The 16,198-nt window shown below is 41.3% G+C and carries 15 protein-coding genes; 13 read left to right on the forward strand and 2 right to left on the reverse strand.

The features are described from left to right. The first annotated feature begins 5 nt into the window (after nt 1–5). The 9 genes from gmd to wbaP all read left to right on the forward strand — a co-directional run bounded on the left by gmd (nt 6) and on the right by wbaP (nt 11,147). The gene (gene gmd, locus OCU74_RS01335; protein WP_200807748.1) at nt 6–1,124 is read left to right on the forward strand and encodes a GDP-mannose 4,6-dehydratase; all 1,119 of its coding nucleotides are present in this window, start codon (nt 6–8) and stop codon (nt 1,122–1,124) included. Between the two features lies 1 nt (nt 1,125). Beyond that, nucleotides 1,126–2,097 (forward strand): GDP-L-fucose synthase, encoded by a 972-nt coding sequence (gene fcl / locus OCU74_RS01340; RefSeq protein ID WP_087481543.1) that lies wholly within the window; start codon nt 1,126–1,128, stop codon nt 2,095–2,097. After that, nucleotides 2,098–3,003: a glycosyltransferase family 2 protein gene (locus tag OCU74_RS01345; RefSeq protein ID WP_087481542.1), complete on the forward strand. Its 906-nt coding sequence runs from the start codon at nt 2,098–2,100 to the stop codon at nt 3,001–3,003. Beyond that, a complete protein-coding gene (locus tag OCU74_RS01350) occupies nt 3,000–4,313 on the forward strand; it encodes a hypothetical protein (RefSeq protein ID WP_087481541.1) in 1,314 nt (437 codons plus the stop codon). Before OCU74_RS01345 ends, OCU74_RS01350 begins: the two co-directional genes overlap by 4 nt. Continuing rightward, nucleotides 4,291–5,424, forward strand: coding sequence for a glycosyltransferase (locus OCU74_RS01355; protein WP_087481540.1), 1,134 nt, complete (start codon nt 4,291–4,293; stop codon nt 5,422–5,424). The genes OCU74_RS01350 and OCU74_RS01355 overlap by 23 nt, the downstream gene beginning before the upstream one ends. Next, nucleotides 5,417–6,325: a glycosyltransferase family 2 protein gene (locus OCU74_RS01360; RefSeq protein ID WP_087481539.1), complete on the forward strand. Its 909-nt coding sequence runs from the start codon at nt 5,417–5,419 to the stop codon at nt 6,323–6,325. Before OCU74_RS01355 ends, OCU74_RS01360 begins: the two co-directional genes overlap by 8 nt. A 177-nt stretch (nt 6,326–6,502) precedes the next feature. Then, nucleotides 6,503–7,909, forward strand: a complete 1,407-nt coding sequence (locus tag OCU74_RS01365) for a mannose-1-phosphate guanylyltransferase/mannose-6-phosphate isomerase (RefSeq protein ID WP_087481538.1) — start codon at nt 6,503–6,505, stop codon at nt 7,907–7,909. Further along, nucleotides 7,909–9,285, forward strand: a complete 1,377-nt coding sequence (locus OCU74_RS01370) for a phosphohexomutase domain-containing protein (RefSeq protein ID WP_087481537.1) — start codon at nt 7,909–7,911, stop codon at nt 9,283–9,285. Before OCU74_RS01365 ends, OCU74_RS01370 begins: the two co-directional genes overlap by 1 nt. Nucleotides 9,286–9,695: 410 nt before the next feature. Beyond that, entirely contained in the window at nt 9,696–11,147 is a 1,452-nt protein-coding gene (gene wbaP, locus OCU74_RS01375; protein WP_200807747.1) for an undecaprenyl-phosphate galactose phosphotransferase WbaP, read from the forward strand. Nucleotides 11,148–11,170: 23 nt separating this feature from the next. Here the strand turns inward: wbaP and OCU74_RS01380 are convergent, their stop codons facing one another. After that, a complete protein-coding gene (locus OCU74_RS01380; RefSeq protein WP_087481535.1) occupies nt 11,171–11,758 on the reverse strand; it encodes a YjaG family protein in 588 nt (195 codons plus the stop codon). Between the two features lie 181 nt (nt 11,759–11,939). Between OCU74_RS01380 and OCU74_RS01385 the strand changes: the two genes are divergently transcribed. The 4 genes from OCU74_RS01385 (at nt 11,940) to OCU74_RS01400 (ending at nt 14,736) form a co-directional block, all read left to right on the forward strand. Continuing rightward, complete coding sequence (locus OCU74_RS01385; protein WP_390623645.1) at nt 11,940–12,899, forward strand: D-2-hydroxyacid dehydrogenase; 960 nt, start codon at nt 11,940–11,942, stop codon at nt 12,897–12,899. Further along, entirely contained in the window at nt 12,899–13,504 is a 606-nt protein-coding gene (locus tag OCU74_RS01390) for a uracil-DNA glycosylase family protein (RefSeq protein WP_087481534.1), read from the forward strand. The genes OCU74_RS01385 and OCU74_RS01390 overlap by 1 nt, the downstream gene beginning before the upstream one ends. Nucleotides 13,505–13,712: 208 nt before the next feature. Beyond that, nucleotides 13,713–13,985, forward strand: coding sequence for an HU family DNA-binding protein (locus OCU74_RS01395; RefSeq protein WP_087481533.1), 273 nt, complete (start codon nt 13,713–13,715; stop codon nt 13,983–13,985). 46 nt (nt 13,986–14,031) lie between these two features. Next, entirely contained in the window at nt 14,032–14,736 is a 705-nt protein-coding gene (locus OCU74_RS01400; protein WP_087481532.1) for a DUF1481 domain-containing protein, read from the forward strand. A gap of 79 nt (nt 14,737–14,815) precedes the next feature. Here the strand turns inward: OCU74_RS01400 and purD are convergent, their stop codons facing one another. Then, nucleotides 14,816–16,102, reverse strand: a complete 1,287-nt coding sequence (purD, locus tag OCU74_RS01405; protein WP_087481531.1) for a phosphoribosylamine--glycine ligase — start codon at nt 16,100–16,102, stop codon at nt 14,816–14,818. Nucleotides 16,103–16,198 lie beyond the last annotated feature (96 nt).

Genomic DNA, 16,198 nt, shown 5'->3' on the forward strand with positions numbered 1-16,198 from the left:
GTATTATGAAAAAAGCACTGATTACAGGGATTACCGGGCAAGATGGCTCTTATCTTGCAGAATTTCTTCTTAAAAAAGGATATGAAGTTCATGGTCTTAAAAGACGTACTTCATCGTTCAATACTCACAGGATTGACCATTTATATCAAGATCCACACGAATCTGATCCAAAGTTAAAGCTTCACTATGGTGATCTAACGGATAGCTTGAATTTAACTCGAATTATCGAACAAATTCACCCTGATGAAGTATATAACTTGGGAGCACAGTCCCATGTGGCTGTGTCGTTTGAATCGCCGGAATATACTGCTGATGTTGATGCGATGGGGACACTTCGCTTATTAGAGGCTATTCGTTTTCTGGGGTTGGAAAAGACGACACGTTTCTATCAGGCTTCAACCTCTGAGTTGTATGGCTTAGTTCAGGAAATACCTCAGCGGGAGACAACACGATTCTACCCACGTTCTCCTTATGCGGTGGCGAAACTTTATGCTTACTGGATTACGGTAAACTACCGGGAAAGTTACGGGATGTATGCTTGTAATGGAATTCTGTTTAATCATGAATCTCCTCGGCGTGGTGAGACATTTGTTACCCGGAAAATTACACGTGGGCTGGCAAATATTGCTCAAGGACTGGAAGCGTGTTTATACATGGGAAATATGGACGCATTACGTGATTGGGGGCATGCGAAAGATTATGTAGAGATGCAGTGGTTGATGCTGCAGCAGGAGCAGCCGGAAGATTTCGTAATCGCAACCGGAGCTCAGTATTCCGTACGACAGTTTATCTCCTGGAGTGCCGCAGAACTCGGACTTGAGCTTGAATTTAGAGGGGAAGGCATTGAGGAAGTTGGAATTGTCAGGGCAGTTCAAGGGAGTAAAGCCCCTTCAATCAAAACCGGTGATGTTATTGTTCGTGTCGATCCCCGTTATTTCCGACCAGCAGAGGTAGAAACTTTGTTGGGAGATCCTAGCTATGCCAAGCGTAAACTAGGCTGGGAGCCAACAATAACTGCACAGAGAATGTGTGCAGAGATGGTTGCTGAAGATCTAAAAGTATCTCAGCAGCACGCGTTTATGAAAGCAAATGGTTTTGACCTCCCTGTTTCTTTGGAGAATTAATATGGTGAACTTCAGGCGAGTATTTGTTGCTGGTCATAATGGGATGGTAGGAAGTGCGATTGTCCGCCAGTTACAAAATCAGGGGTATCAGGACATCATTACTCGTAGCTCTCAAGAATTAGATTTGAGAGATTCGGCAAAAGTGGCTGCTTTTTTCTCGGATCTACAGATCGACGAAGTTTATCTTGCTGCGGCGAAAGTTGGTGGTATTCAGGCGAATGAAACTTATCCTGCAGAATTTATTTACGATAATCTGATGATTGAGTCGAATGTGATTCATCAGGCTTGTATTCATGGAGTCAAAAAACTTTTATTTCTTGGATCGTCTTGTATTTACCCAAAGCTAGCCGAGCAGCCTATGCGAGAGAATGAGCTTCTAAATGGCTATCTTGAACCGACAAATGAGCCATATGCTATTGCAAAGATTGCCGGAATAAAACTATGTGAATCCTACAATCGCCAATATGGTGTTGATTTTCGCAGTGTTATGCCGACTAACCTTTATGGACCTGGAGATAACTATCATCCGGAGAACAGCCATGTAGTCCCTGCATTGATCCGTCGTATTCATGAAGCGAAACAAGCAGGGCTGGCAGAAGTCGTTATTTGGGGAACCGGCTCTGCGAAAAGAGAGTTTTTACATGTAGATGATATGGCGAAAGCTTGTATCTTTGTCATGAATCTGGATAAAGATATTTATCAGTTGAATACACAGCCGATGCTCAGTCACATTAATATCGGAACAGGCCTGGATTGTACGATTCTGGAACTTGCTGAAATTATTGCAAAAATTATTGATTTTAAAGGGAAAATAAAAGTTGATCCAACCAAGCCGGATGGTACGCCGCGCAAGTTAATGAATGTTGGGCGTCTGAGAGACTTAGGGTGGAAGGCTCAGATTGATCTTGAAAGTGGTTTGACTGATACCTATCAATGGTTTCGTGAGCATCAACAAAAATTAAGAGGTATGTAATTGGCAGATTATCGTACGGAAGGTGGGCGTGAGCTCACTTATGGAATTAAGCAAGGAACTCCTGAGCAGCCGTTGATCACTATTATCACTTCTACATTTAATGCTGCACGGGATTTACACTGGACTATTGAGTCGATTCGCTCTCAGACATACCCGAATATTCAATGGATTATTGCAGATGGTGCATCTCAGGATGATACTGTTGATATTCTTAAGGCGAATGAAGACGTGATTGACTACTGGTTTAGCGAACCGGATTCAGGGATTTACGATGCCTGGAATAAAGCAATTCCTTATATCAAAGGCGAATGGGTTCAGTTTTTGGGGGCCGGTGATGAGTTATATTGTACAACGACTTATGAAGCAGTGACTGACGTTCTGAAATTTGTTGAAATAGATACTCTCTTGATATACGGCAATACTCACCTGATCGATTCTTCGAGACATGAAATTCAAAAGATTAAAAGACCATGGACTGAAATTAAGGGGACATGGTGTGGTTTCTTGCCTACTCTTCCCATGCATCCTGAGGTGTTTCATCGTCAGATTATATTTCATTCAGAAACCTTTGATAGTCAGAATTATAAGATAGCAGCAGATGCACTATTGTTATTAAATGTGATTGAATCTTGTGAGCCAATATATTTTGATGTACCTGTAGTGAAGATGTTAGAAGGAGGTGTGTCCTCTAATATAAATACTATGATTCGTGCATTGGAAGAAACAAGGAAAATATTTGCATACAAAAAATATAAAATTCCTTTTAAACATCTATACAAAGAGAAAATCAAGTTGATATGTAAGAAAATACTTATAAATATTTTTCCTCAAATAGGTGTTTGCTTTATTTTTTCTTGTTTTCGAGCATTAAAGTATAGAAATATAAAGTGGATCTATAGGAAATGAAACTGATCATAGGATTGCTTGACTATAGTTATTTTTTAATATTCATTTTTATTATATTTTTTATATTATTGTTGGTTATTATTAAGAGAACGGTTGTTAACATATATGATCCAACTTTTTGGTTCGCTATAATTTTTATTATCCCTGGTTTATTTGGTTTTTTCGCTAGTATCTTTGTTTTTGGATGGAGTTTTTCTTTTGCAATAATTTCTATATTTATAGGCGTTTTTTTTGTAATAATTAATTTTTTTCCTATTAGAAATGTTGATTTAAGAGATCATGTCCCTAAAGATTTTCAAATTTTTCTACTTCTCTTTGGTCTTATCGTTCTGCTTCTACACATATATATTAATATGATTGTTCCTGGAAAGATTCCGATATTGATGACTAATGGTGTTGATGCCCGGTTTGAGTCAACTGAGAATAGTAGATTATTGACTTGGTTGATGTTCACTGTGAGCAGTATTCCAACTGTGATTTTCTCTATTAGTCAATATCGTAATGTTAGACGATTTGCTCTTTTTTGTTTTGTCGTTGATTTATTTGGTAAGATATTATTTGCAACGAAGGGAGTAATTCTTTCTCCTATAATATTGGAATTAACAGTATTATTTATATCTCATGCTAGAGGGGATTACTCTAGATTTAAGAAACATAAGAGGAATATATTCATAGTTATCTTTATAATGTTCTCTGTCCTTCCTATCTATTTATTGATGATAGGATTTTTCTCATTTGATAGGGGCGGGATAAATATCCTCCTTATCAAATTGGTTGTTCGATTTTTTTATGGATTCGATCAGTTAATACCAGCAGGTTACATGGACATGATTAACTATAGTGACTCTGCTCTAAGTGGCATCTTTAATAGTAATTTGATTGAATATCAATTTTTGCCTTATTTTAAGGTTATTGGATTTGAACCTAATTATTCAAGTGTTGGGCAGTTTGTAGTATATCAGGTGTATGGTGAGTTAGTTCAGCATGCATATACATTTCCAAATTCAAATCTAATTTTAGAATCATTATTTACTAGTGGCATTATATTGGGTATTCATTTCTTTGTCATTGAAATGTCTCTATTTTACTTGGTTAGAAAAATCTACTTGAATAAACCTATTACAGCTTTGAATATTCCTATTTTTTTATATGTCATCTACACTCCTTATTCTTTGTTTATGTCAGGACAAAGCTGGGCTAGTCAATGCTTGCTGTTCGTTCTAGTAAATATATTTTTATACTGTTCTTATCGGTTTCTATTAGCTGTAACTAACCCAAGAGGAAATTATGAACCCATTAGACAAGACTAATGTAGTTTTCTTGGTGAGAGATGGCTTTTTCTCTGATTTTGGTGGTGATACATTTCAAATAAAAATGTATTGTAACTCTCTAGATAAGTGTAATTCATTGTCAACTAAAATTATTGAGTATTCTGAAGTTAGAAATGGGGATATTCAATGCTTGATTAATGCTCATTTGATTTTTATTGTTAATTTAGACCGTTTTTTTGAGTTAATTGAATTTAAAAAAATCATAGATAATCTTAACTTATGTTATAAATTACATCTTATCTCTATCCATCATGAGATCAGGGCTATTGATCGATTTAATAGAAAAAGGCATTTGCCATTAAATTTTTTCTATGTAGAAAAGATGAAAAATGTTTTTCGAGGACTTCGCTCTTTATCGAATATGTTTCTATCACTTAAACATTTGTTTATGTCTTATGAGGTAGAGGTTCGCAACATTTTAAACGATGTTAATGGAATCGTTTTAATTGCATCAGGAGAGGGCGATGTAATACAGAAAGACTTTAAGTTGGATATTTATGATAAGTGTAAAGTTATTAGAAATGGCGTGCCTTCATATTATTTAAATATCCCTGTCTGTTCATGGAGTAAAAAAGAATGGGATGTCATTGTTTGTGGTAGAATAGAATGTAGAAAGAATCAATTAGCTATCGCAAAACAGCTAGCAAATACTGGTGTAAGAGTATTGTTTGTTGGTGGTTATAACAAGAGAAATATTAAGTATTATAAACAATTTTTAAAGTTAGTTAATGATAACGACAACTTGCATTATATTGGGAAAGTTGCCCCAGAGGAGCTACCTAATCTATATGCACTTTCTAAAGTAAGTTACTCTGCGAGCTGGTTTGAAGTTTCATCTTTAGTTGATTTAGAAGCTTTTGCTAGCGGATGTTTTGTTTTTTCATCAAAATATGGTCACTCAAATGAAAGTATCCCCAATGAGTATTTCTATACAGTTGAACCATCGGACATATTTAGTTCTATGCAGCCTCTATTGCAAAAAATTGATTATTTGAAAATAAATGAAGAAAGAGAGGTATCTCCTAGGGAAATCAGAACTTGGGATGATGCAGGAAGTGAACTTCTTGAATATATAAAAGCATATGTTTAATAAAATTAAAATATTTATACCAATATATAAGCCAGATAATTCCTTTATTGTTCGAATTATGAGTCTTATGGCATGTTTGCCTACTTATAAGTTTGTTATTGTTGAAACTGATGGTGATACATTAGATGGTTTAAATGTGAATAATTTAGTATATAAAAAAATACTAAGACATGAGTTTAATCATGGGGCGACGAGAAATTTAATAACTATTGATGGGGCCGATGATGATATATATATTTTTTTGACTCAAGATGCAATTGTTCGAGATTCTACTGATATTGATAATATTGTAAGATGCTTCGATAACGTTCAAATTGCAGCTATCTGTGGGCGTCAACTTCCTCATAATGATGCCAACCCTATTGCTTGTCACCTTAGACATTTTAATTATCCGACCAATAGTCGAGTAATGTCTAAAGAACATATTCGTTCTTATGGAATTAAGACCATATTTTTGTCTAACTCTTTTGCTGCATATAGAGCTGATGTTTTTAGAGAGCTTGGGGGATTTTCTAGCCATGTTATTCTGGGTGAAGATATGCATTTAGCTGCGAGGATGATATTAGCCGGATATAAAGTTGCATATACTGGCGATGCTTGTGTCAGACATTCTCACAACTACACTCCCTGGCAAGAATTGACTCGTTATTTTGATACAGGAGTATTCCATGCCAGCGAACCATGGATTCAAGAAAAATTTGGTGGCGCTGGAGGTGAAGGAAAACGTTTCATCATATCTGAGTTTAAATATTTGCTAAGCCAATCGCCGTTATGGATCCCGAGGGCTTGTGTGATGAATTTATGTAAAATTATTGGCTATAAATTAGGAAAAAACTATCGCAAGCTCCCTGAATCACTTCGATTAAAGCTAAGCATGCACAAGGCCTATTGGTTACAGTAATGATAAAACTGCTTGTTCTGCTTCAGGTTGTACTTCAAGTGGAGTCTAACTAAAAAAGTTGGCATAAAGCGTTAAAGTTCATGATTCTAAAATTATATTAGTATCATTCAATATATTTCTTCTTCCTCTATTCTGAATAGATTTTGTTTTAGAATATTTTAATAAGGTTAATTATCGATGATCCTTCCTGTCATCATGTGTGGAGGGGCCGGTAGTAGACTCTGGCCTCTTTCTCGGACAGCATATCCAAAGCAGTTTTTATCTCTTGTGACGAAGCAGACCATGATACAAGATACGGTTCACCGTTTGGATAAACTCCATAAGCTTGACCCGTTATTTATTTGTAATGAGGAACATCGCTTCATTGTTGCAGAGCAGCTCCGTCAATGTGAAATGTCACATAGTGGCATCATATTAGAACCCGCCGGGCGCAATACCGCCCCTGCTGCTACATTGGCTGCATTGCAGGCTATTCAGACTGGAGATGATCCACTACTGCTTATTTTGGCCGCAGACCATGTAATCAAGAATCGTGCTAATTTTGTCTCTGCAGTTTTGGCTGCGGAGCCGCTTGCTGAAGATGGTCGACTTGTTACTTTTGGTGTTAATCCTACAGAACCACATACAGGATATGGTTATATCTGTCTGGGTGAATCTATCAATCAACTTGGCTTTGAAGTCTCTGAGTTTGTAGAAAAACCAGATATAGCCACAGCGAAGCACTATTTAGAATGTGGTAACTACCTATGGAATAGCGGTATGTTTTTGTTTAAAGCATCCCGTTATATCGAGGAACTTCATCAATTCCGGCCAGAAATACTGAGAGCTTGTGAAGAAGCATTTGCTGAAAGCAGAACTGATATGGATTTTATCAGGATTGATGAGGAAGTTTTTAAGCCTTGTCCGGCAGAGTCTATTGATTATGCGATTATGGAAAATACGCAGAATGCGGCTGTGATTCCAATGGATGCAGGCTGGAGTGATGTCGGAAGCTGGTCTTCACTATGGGATGTTCATGCTAAGGATTGTGACGGAAACTCATTACGTGGTGATGTAATGACTGAGCAGACAGCCAACAGTTATATATACTCTCAGGATCGACTTGTTGCTGCTGTTGGTATTGAAGGGGTTATCATTGTTGAAACCAAAGATGCCGTACTTGTCGCAAGCAAAGATAAAGTTCAGCAGGTAAAACATATTGTTGAACGACTTGAAGCTACGAACCGGTGTGAACATCTGCATCACAGGGAAGTTTTCCGGCCATGGGGATCTCATGATGAAATTGCTGGAGGTGAACGTTATCTGGTGAAGAAGGTGATGGTCAAGCCAGGACAGCGCACAGCAACACAAATGCATTATCATCGGGCTGAACACTGGATCGTGGTTTCCGGGACTGCAAAAGTTTATAACGGCGAGCAGAACTACATTGTCAGTGAAAATGAATCGACTTATATCCCCATAGGTACACCTCATTCATTTGAAAACCCGGGTGTCGTGCCACTAGAAATCATCGAGGTTCGTAGTGGGTGCTATTTAGGTGAAGACGATATTGTTCGTTTGGATTCCGATGGAGTTGGATATTGATGCAGCCATTGAGTTGCTTTAAAGCATATGATGTCCGGGGCCGATTGGGGAGAGAACTGAATGAAGACATTGTCTATCGGATCGGCCGGGCTTATGCCGAACTCTTTAACCCTGAATGTATTGTGATTGGTGGCGATCCACGTTTAAGTTCTGAGTCATTTAAACATGCACTGGCAAATGGTTTGCAAGACGGTGGCGTGAATGTGATCGATCTTGGCATGACCGGAACAGAAGAAATTTATTTTGCGGCACAATCATTGCCTGTAGATGGTGGAATTGAAGTGACGGCCAGTCATAATCCTAGAGATTATAATGGGATGAAATTTGTTCGAAAAAATGCCATGCCGATTAGTGGTGATTCCGGGTTGAGAGATATTCAGCGTTTGGCTGAGCAGAATGAGTTTATACCTGTACAACACCGGGGATCTTACTCCCGGCAAGATAACTTAGCCGCTTATGTTGATCACCTGTTGACTTATGTTAAGCCTGAAAACTTTCAGCCACTCACGTTGGTCGTGAACTCAGGAAATGGTGCGGCAGGACATGTTATTGATGAGATTGAGCGCCGCTTCAACTCTTTGAATGTTCCTGTCAAATTTGTGAAAGTTCACCATCAGGCTGATGGTCATTTCCCCAATGGTATTCCCAATCCACTCCTTCCTGAATGCCGGCAAGATACTGCTCAGGCTGTGATTGACCATCAGGCTGATTTTGGTATTGCGTGGGACGGAGATTTCGACCGATGTTTTCTGTTCGATGAAACCGGGGCTTTTATTGAGGGATACTACATTGTTGGTCTGTTGGCTGAAGCTTTTCTGCAAAAGCATCCCGGTAGTAAAATTATTCATGATCCCCGTCTGTCATGGAATACAGTGGATATTGTCAAGGGTGTTGGTGGGATTCCGGTTCTGTCTAAGACCGGTCATGCATTTATCAAAGAGAGAATGCGTAGTGAAGATGCCATCTATGGTGGTGAAATGAGTGCCCATCACTATTTTAAAACATTCGGATACTGTGACAGTGGTATGATTCCATGGCTGTTAGTCGCTGAGTTACTTTGTGTCAAAGGAATCAGTCTTTCCGCAACTGTACAGGAAAGAATTCATGCTTATCCGTCTTCTGGCGAAATTAATTTGAAATTAGAAGACCCTGTAGAAGCGATTACCCGTGTCAGATCTGCTTTTGAGAAAAGTGCGTTATTCGTTGATGGGACAGATGGTATCAGCATGGAGTTTATGGACTGGCGGTTTAACTTACGTTCTTCAAATACTGAACCGGTTGTCCGTTTAAATGTTGAGTCTCGGGCGAATATTCCCTTAATGCAGGAAAAAACGTCAGAAATACTCACGTTATTAAGGGAGAAAGCAACAAAATAATTGGTAATAGATTGTTTTTGTCCCGTATGTTTGAAGAGGTTCGGAGCTAAAGCCGTTCCTCTTCACGATCTTCCTCTGTTATATAAATAAGGTGGTAATCGTCGGTTCCTAACTTATTTATCCGGTTCTAACCTATTTATATAGTTATAAATCGTATCTTTGTTCTTGGGGTATGCCTTTCACAATATGAAGTGAAACTGGGCAGGGTTTCTGTTGTTTTTAAAACAAGTTGTATCACTTTCTGCCTATTATTCTTCACCTTCAGAGAAATTATAGGCCATATCAAGAAACATGGATGTATTTTGAGTGTTCGCTAGCAGAATAAAGATAAACCAACGATGCAAACAGCAGTCGGTCAGTTTGTTGCATATCATTTTTATACGGGTCTCTCACTGGGTTAGTGTAAGTTTATGGAACAAATTACATCACCGGATAGAAGGTTACTGGCAAAGCATGCCCATTTCTCAATGAGGGTGAATAAAATCACTCTTGTTTTTTCTGATGTATTGGCATTTTTTGCTTCGACAGTGTTAGTTAATTCTCTCGAAAAAAGTGAGATTCTTCTTGTTCAGAGTCCGGAGATGTTCGGATGGCAAATCGCTACGTTTCTGTTGTTAGGATTGATGTCAATCTTTTGGTTTTGGGGGAGTAAGCGTCACTATAGTTATCGGAAGCCTTTTTGGGATGAGCTAAAAGACGTATTAGTGACATTATCTGTCATGGCGTTAGTTTCTATCTCAATTAGTGCGATTTTCAGTCGGGACTATTCGGTCAGTCTGTGGTGGGTCATATGGCTATTTGCTTTTATGTTAATTCCTCTGCTGCGGAACTTAGCAAAGATCTTACTGGACAAGGTAAATGTATGGAGAATGCCTTGTGTCATTATTGGTGATGCTGAAAATGCCAGAGATGTGTTCCAGGCTATAGAAAGTGAACCATCGACCGGATTTGAAGTTCTGGCAATTGTGGAGCCTTCCGGAGAAGCCCGGGTTGATCAGGTTTTCGGTATTTCCTATATCAGTAAAACAGAATTTCTTCACCGCTCGGATACATTTCATAAAGTATTTATTGCATTGGAGAAAGATCAAAGCGAGCTGAGAGAGTGTTGGATCAGGGAACTGTATAAACGTGGTATCCGTGATATATCCATCGTTCCGGCCCTACGGGGAATTCCGCTTTACGGAACTGATATCTCCCACTTTTTTAGTCATGAAGTGATGATGCTGCGACTAAAAAATAACTTACCCCGAAAGTCATCACGTTTCATTAAACGTACCTTTGATATTGTCGGTTCTGCCATATTACTAGTCTTATTGTCTCCATTCTTCTTATTTATCGGCTGGCGAGTTTCCCGGGATGGTGGTTCGGTTACTTATGGGCATGAGCGTATCGGTATGAACGGAAAAAAATTTAACTGTCTGAAATTCCGCTCAATGGTGATGGATTCTCAGGAAGCGTTAGATAAACTTCTGGCAACCGATCCGGATGCAAGGGAAGAATGGGAACAGGGATTCAAACTGAAACATGATCCACGAATTACCTCTGTCGGCCGTTTCTTACGCGAAACCAGTCTGGATGAATTGCCACAGTTATGGAATGTTTTAAAAGGTGAGATGAGTCTGGTTGGGCCGAGACCGGTTATTGATGAAGAGCTGCAGCGCTATGGCGATGATGTGGATTACTATCTATGTGCCAAACCCGGAATATCAGGCCTCTGGCAAGTCAGCGGACGAAGCGACACTGATTATAAAACGCGCGTCTATCTGGATAGCTGGTATGTGAAGAACTGGTCGCTCTGGAATGATATTGTCATTTTATTTAAGACGGTCAATGTCGTACTTAAACGCGATGGGGCATATTAGCCACTTGACCCGGGGGGACGCCTTTACAGGCTAACCCCGATGTTTGATATCCGTTCTTCTCTTAGCTCATCTCTGAGAGCCCTGATGAGTTCCACATCCCGTTCTTCAGTTTCTTTCAGCGCTCTGAAAATAGCCCACTGCACGTCCCATTCTGCACAGACTGCTTCATTCTGTTTCTGGTTTTCGTTGGTGATTTCCTGCTCATTCTGAGCTTCTTCCAACTGGACAACTGTATTCACTGAAATTGTACTGATTTGCTGGAGATCTTCGGCCAGCTGTTCTCTGTCCAGTAAACTATGTAAGAGGGTTGACAGTGCCTCACAGGCATCAATTGCCGGGTAAACGGCGTAAACATCGAATGACTCCTGAGATGGAATTAGCTCTTCTAGTTTTTCCAGTTGACGCTCAAAGTCTATCTTCGCATTTTTGACAGTCAGTGATTCCCATACTGTATCCATAATTTGTCGGTAGGATGTAGAGGATGCAAACTCAGTATGTTCGCAAAACATGGCGTAGTTGGGATACATACGTTCACACAGACAAGCCATAAAAGTGATTTGTTGCCAGGGTGAAAGCTTCTGAAGACGTAACTGGATCGGGTTTTGTAGCATATTCATTTGCTCCGGAGAAAGACCCCGGCAGTGTACTTGATAATGTATGTACAGGCTAGCTGAGATATAAGTTGTGACCCTGCTTCATTCATCACAATCATAAAAATATACTCATTGGAGATGGATATTTTTCTGGTCGCCGGAGGTGCGGCATTTCAGTGTGCCGGCAGGATCATGTATGATGACTTACTCTGGAACAATGACAACCGCATTGGGCGAGCGAATGGCACATCATCTTTATCTTCTTACCGGACAGAATGAAAAATACCGCACCCTGATTGAAGAGCAACAGATCCCCGGACTACAACTGACTCAGAGTAAGCAGGAAGCGACGATATTACTGGCCGACCCTCCGTTAGCAGCCCGGTCTGTCTATGAATTCCCGGCACTTCGCTGGCTTCAGTCAACCTTTGCCGGTGTCGAAGCCTTGATGCAGCCCCATCTTCGGCAAGATTACCAACTGACGAATGTGAAAGGCATCTTTGGGCCGGCGATTACGGAATATGTGCTCGGTTATATGATTGCACATTATCGGCATTTTAATCTCTACCGAGAGCAGCAACAGGAGAAATCCTGGCTGCCGCACACTTATGAGACGCTGACAGGAAAGACAGTGGTGATTCTGGGAACTGGGAATATCGCCTCGTTTCTGGCTCATTCAGCCCGGAATATGGGGCTTGTTGTGATAGGCGTGAACCGTTCTGGCCAGCAACCGGAATCGACGGCTTTCCATGAAGTATACGCGGTAGAGGATATACAGAAAGCACTAGCTATGGCTAATATCGTTGTCAGCATTCTGCCAAACACTGCATCATCTGAATCTCTCCTGAATCTTCAGACACTGAGTGCCTGCCAGCAGGTGTTGTTGTTTAATGTCGGCCGCGGACGGACACTGAAAGAGCCGGATTTAATTCCTGCGATTGAGGAAGGTGCCGTACAACATGCTTTTCTGGATGTCTTCATCACAGAGCCTTTGGCATCGTCTCATCCATTCTGGTCACATCCGCAGATTACATTAACACCCCACATTGCAGCGACCAGTTTCCCGGAGCAGGTCATCGATATTTTTGCTGAGAATCTGAAGTTGTGGATGCAGGGGCAACCATTGAAATACGTCATCGATTTTGAAAAAGGTTACTGATGTTAGACGCCTTGTTACAGCAAATCAGTCAGTGCCGGCTTTGTGAACCGGAACTTCCACTGGGAGCGAATCCTGTGATACGGGCGCACCGGGATGCCAGAATTCTGATTATCGGGCAAGCACCCGGAACCAGAGTTCACCAGACCTCGATTCCCTGGAATGATCCAAGCGGTGACCGTCTCAGAAGCTGGCTGGATATTGACCGTGAGACTTTCTACGATGCTCGGAAAATTGCGATTATGCCGATGGGGTTGTGTTATCCGGGAAAGGGGCGTTCCGGTGATTTACCACCGAGAAAAGAGTGTGCGCCACAATGGCACCAGCGAGTTCTGAATGAGTTGCCTCATATTGAGCTGACGTTATTAATTGGTCAGTATGCACAGAATTATTATTTGTCGGATAAGCCAAAAACACTGACTGAAACTGTCCAAAACTGGCGCCGATGGTTGCCGGAGTTTATACCGCTGCCACATCCCTCGCCAAGAAACACCTTGTGGCTCAAAAATCATACATGGTTTGAAAATGATGTCGTGCCTTTTATAAGAAACCGTGTTCATGAAATCTTGATGGATGAGCTACCTTTTACTGGCTCAAATGAGTGTTGAGTGGTTGTCATATCTGATTGGCAGGGTCTTTTTGTCACGCTTTCAGAGGAAAAAAGTTGGCTCCAAACGGTGAAAATTGTGAGTTGTTGCTCAGTTTATAGTTAAATTTTCATCAAACAAGCAAAAGAACAACGACAAACCTTTGCCAGACGGGGGCTTTTTGCTTTAGAGTTGATTAGGTTCGATAACATATTAGAAGGGAAACCGAATGAACAAGACCCAATTGATCGACTTTATTGCAGAAAAAGCAGATCTCTCTAAAGCGCAAGCAAAGTCCGCTCTAGAAGCGACTCTAGGTGCAGTTGAAGAGGCACTAAAATCAGGTGACCAGGTTCAACTAATTGGTTTTGGTACATTTAAAGTCAACCACCGTGCTGCCCGCACTGGTCGTAATCCAAAAACTGGTGCAGAAATCCAAATCTCTGCAGCAAATGTTCCTGCATTCGTTGCCGGAAAAGCACTGAAAGAATCAGTAAATTAATTTATACTCTACGCCAAGACAGTGATTTGTTCTTGGCGTAGTTTTTATGAAAAAGTTTTTTATTTCCTGCCTCCTTTCCGGGCTTATGCTCGGCTGTTCAGCTTCACAACAACTGACAACCACACTATTGGAAGAATATTCCGGCGGTGAACGAATGGGCGATGCGATTAGCCTGTTCTGGTATACCGAAGAATCGAATCATCCTTATTCTGCTTCCGACTATATCCAGTCTCGTTCTGATGGTTGGTATCAAACCAGCTACCGTTGGGAAAATAATGTTTTAAAAGAACTTGTTCGCGAAGGCGAGCAAATGTCTGATACCGGGGAAGAGCAAGAAATGGTTCCTTTTCGGGTTCATTTGCGTTTTGATAAGAACGGTGAGGCTGTCTATCAGCAGTACCGGGTGAATGATAAAGTATTTCCCCTATCAACGGAGACACTGAAACACTATCAGTCTCAGGCTGAGGCGATTGTCGAAACAGTGAAGAAGCAAGATAAGCAGGATCAGGAGCTGATTCAGGGCGTCTGGGACGGAGAGACTTTTGAGACCTGTTCCGGGCAGGAGTATGAAAAAGTCGAGTTTAATAAAACGCTCCCCAGTTTCGTGATTCAACGGTTGTCCAGTCTGGACAATTATATGGCTTTTCTGGGAAACATCAGAAATGACCGGATCTATATTCAGGAAATACTCATGCTTGCTGACGACGGGCATGACTGTATCTCACGACCAGAGTTGATTGAAGAACGCTGAGGGCTCGGCCATTAAATGGCAATAAAAAACCGGAGCGTGTTTCGCGTCCGGTTTTTTGTCAGTCAGCGATGTAAAGCGATTACTGTTGCTCGCGCTCAATCGCCCGGTAGCCAATATCATTGCGGAAGAAAACACCATCCCACTGAATCTGTTTCGCTAGTGCATAGGCACGTTGCTGGGCTTCTGATACCGATTGACCCAGAGCTGTTGCACAAAGGACACGTCCGCCGTTGGTGACAACATTTCCTTCTTTCTCGCTGGTGCCGGCATGGAAGACTTTTTCACCTTCCGTTTCGGTTTGTGGCAGACCCGAAATTACATCCCCTTTGTTATAACTTCCGGGATAGCCTCCGGCAGCTAACACAATCCCAATCGATGCACGCGGATCCCATTTAGATTCGGCCTGATCCAGATTACCTGCAATCGCAGTCTGACACAGTTCGACCAAATCTGACTGAAGACGCATCATGATTGGTTGAGTTTCCGGATCGCCGAAGCGGCAGTTGAACTCAATGACTTTCGGGTTACCCTGAGCGTCGATCATCAGACCGGCATACAGAAACCCAGTGTATGGATAACCTTCTTTCGCCATGCCTTCAACTGTCGGATAGATGACCTGTTCCATGATACGGTCATGAATTTCCTGGGTCACAACCGGCGCTGGAGAATAAGCACCCATTCCACCGGTATTTGGCCCGGTATCTTTATCTCCGACCCGCTTATGATCCTGACTGGTGGCCATTGGCAGAACATGCTTACCATCAACCATTACGATAAAGCTGGCTTCTTCGCCTTCAAGAAATTCTTCGATAACAACGCGGCTGCCTGCATCACCAAATGCATTACCGGCCAGCATATCTTTGATCGCGTCTTCTGCTTCTTGCAAAGTCATTGCCACAATGACACCTTTCCCCGCTGCCAGCCCATCCGCTTTGACCACGATTGGTGCACCTTTTTCCTGAACATAAGCCAGCGCTGGTTCGATTTCGGTGAAGTTGGCGTAATCGGCTGTCGGAATATTGTGACGAGCCAGAAAGTCTTTGGTAAAGGCTTTTGAGCCTTCAAGCTGGGCTGCCCCTTTGGTCGGGCCGAAAATAGGCAGGCCGGCTGCCCGGAATGCATCAACAACACCAATCACCAGTGGTGCTTCCGGTCCGACAATCGTTAATTCAATCGCGTTTTCCTGAGCGAAAGCAACCAAACCATCAATGTCTTCAACATCGATGCTGACATTTTTTACTTTTGTTTCCAGTGCAGTGCCTGCATTGCCGGGAGCAACAAAGATGGTTTCAACCTGTGGGTTTTGTGCGACTTTCCAGGAGAGTGCATGTTCACGTCCGCCGGAACCGATAACAAGTACGTTCATAAAGATGAATTCCTGTGTTCAAATGATTTGCCTTTAAGCATAGGCAAAGCGTTTAGAATAAATATCTAAATGCCCCGCAGGGCATTTATTCTATTC

Origin of the sequence: Vibrio mangrovi (assembly GCF_024346955.1) — a bacterium.
Lineage (GTDB): Bacteria > Pseudomonadota > Gammaproteobacteria > Enterobacterales > Vibrionaceae > Vibrio > Vibrio mangrovi.

Bases quoted from the DNA above. Each gene is read 5' to 3' on its own strand.
- OCU74_RS01365 (WP_087481538.1), top strand. From the start codon at position 6,503: ATGATCCTTCCTGTCATCATGTGTGGAGGGGCCGGTAGTAGACTCTGG.
- OCU74_RS01390 (WP_087481534.1), top strand. From the start codon at position 12,899: ATGTTAGACGCCTTGTTACAGCAAATCAGTCAGTGCCGGCTTTGTGAA.
- OCU74_RS01360 (WP_087481539.1), top strand. From the start codon at position 5,417: ATGTTTAATAAAATTAAAATATTTATACCAATATATAAGCCAGATAAT.
- OCU74_RS01385 (WP_390623645.1), top strand. From the start codon at position 11,940: ATGACTTACTCTGGAACAATGACAACCGCATTGGGCGAGCGAATGGCA.
- gmd (WP_200807748.1), top strand. From the start codon at position 6: ATGAAAAAAGCACTGATTACAGGGATTACCGGGCAAGATGGCTCTTAT.
- OCU74_RS01400 (WP_087481532.1), top strand. From the start codon at position 14,032: ATGAAAAAGTTTTTTATTTCCTGCCTCCTTTCCGGGCTTATGCTCGGC.
- OCU74_RS01395 (WP_087481533.1), top strand. From the start codon at position 13,713: ATGAACAAGACCCAATTGATCGACTTTATTGCAGAAAAAGCAGATCTC.
- purD (WP_087481531.1), bottom strand. From the start codon at position 16,102: ATGAACGTACTTGTTATCGGTTCCGGCGGACGTGAACATGCACTCTCC.
- OCU74_RS01380 (WP_087481535.1), bottom strand. From the start codon at position 11,758: ATGCTACAAAACCCGATCCAGTTACGTCTTCAGAAGCTTTCACCCTGG.
- OCU74_RS01355 (WP_087481540.1), top strand. From the start codon at position 4,291: ATGAACCCATTAGACAAGACTAATGTAGTTTTCTTGGTGAGAGATGGC.
- fcl (WP_087481543.1), top strand. From the start codon at position 1,126: ATGGTGAACTTCAGGCGAGTATTTGTTGCTGGTCATAATGGGATGGTA.
- wbaP (WP_200807747.1), top strand. From the start codon at position 9,696: ATGGAACAAATTACATCACCGGATAGAAGGTTACTGGCAAAGCATGCC.
- OCU74_RS01370 (WP_087481537.1), top strand. From the start codon at position 7,909: ATGCAGCCATTGAGTTGCTTTAAAGCATATGATGTCCGGGGCCGATTG.
- OCU74_RS01350 (WP_087481541.1), top strand. From the start codon at position 3,000: ATGAAACTGATCATAGGATTGCTTGACTATAGTTATTTTTTAATATTC.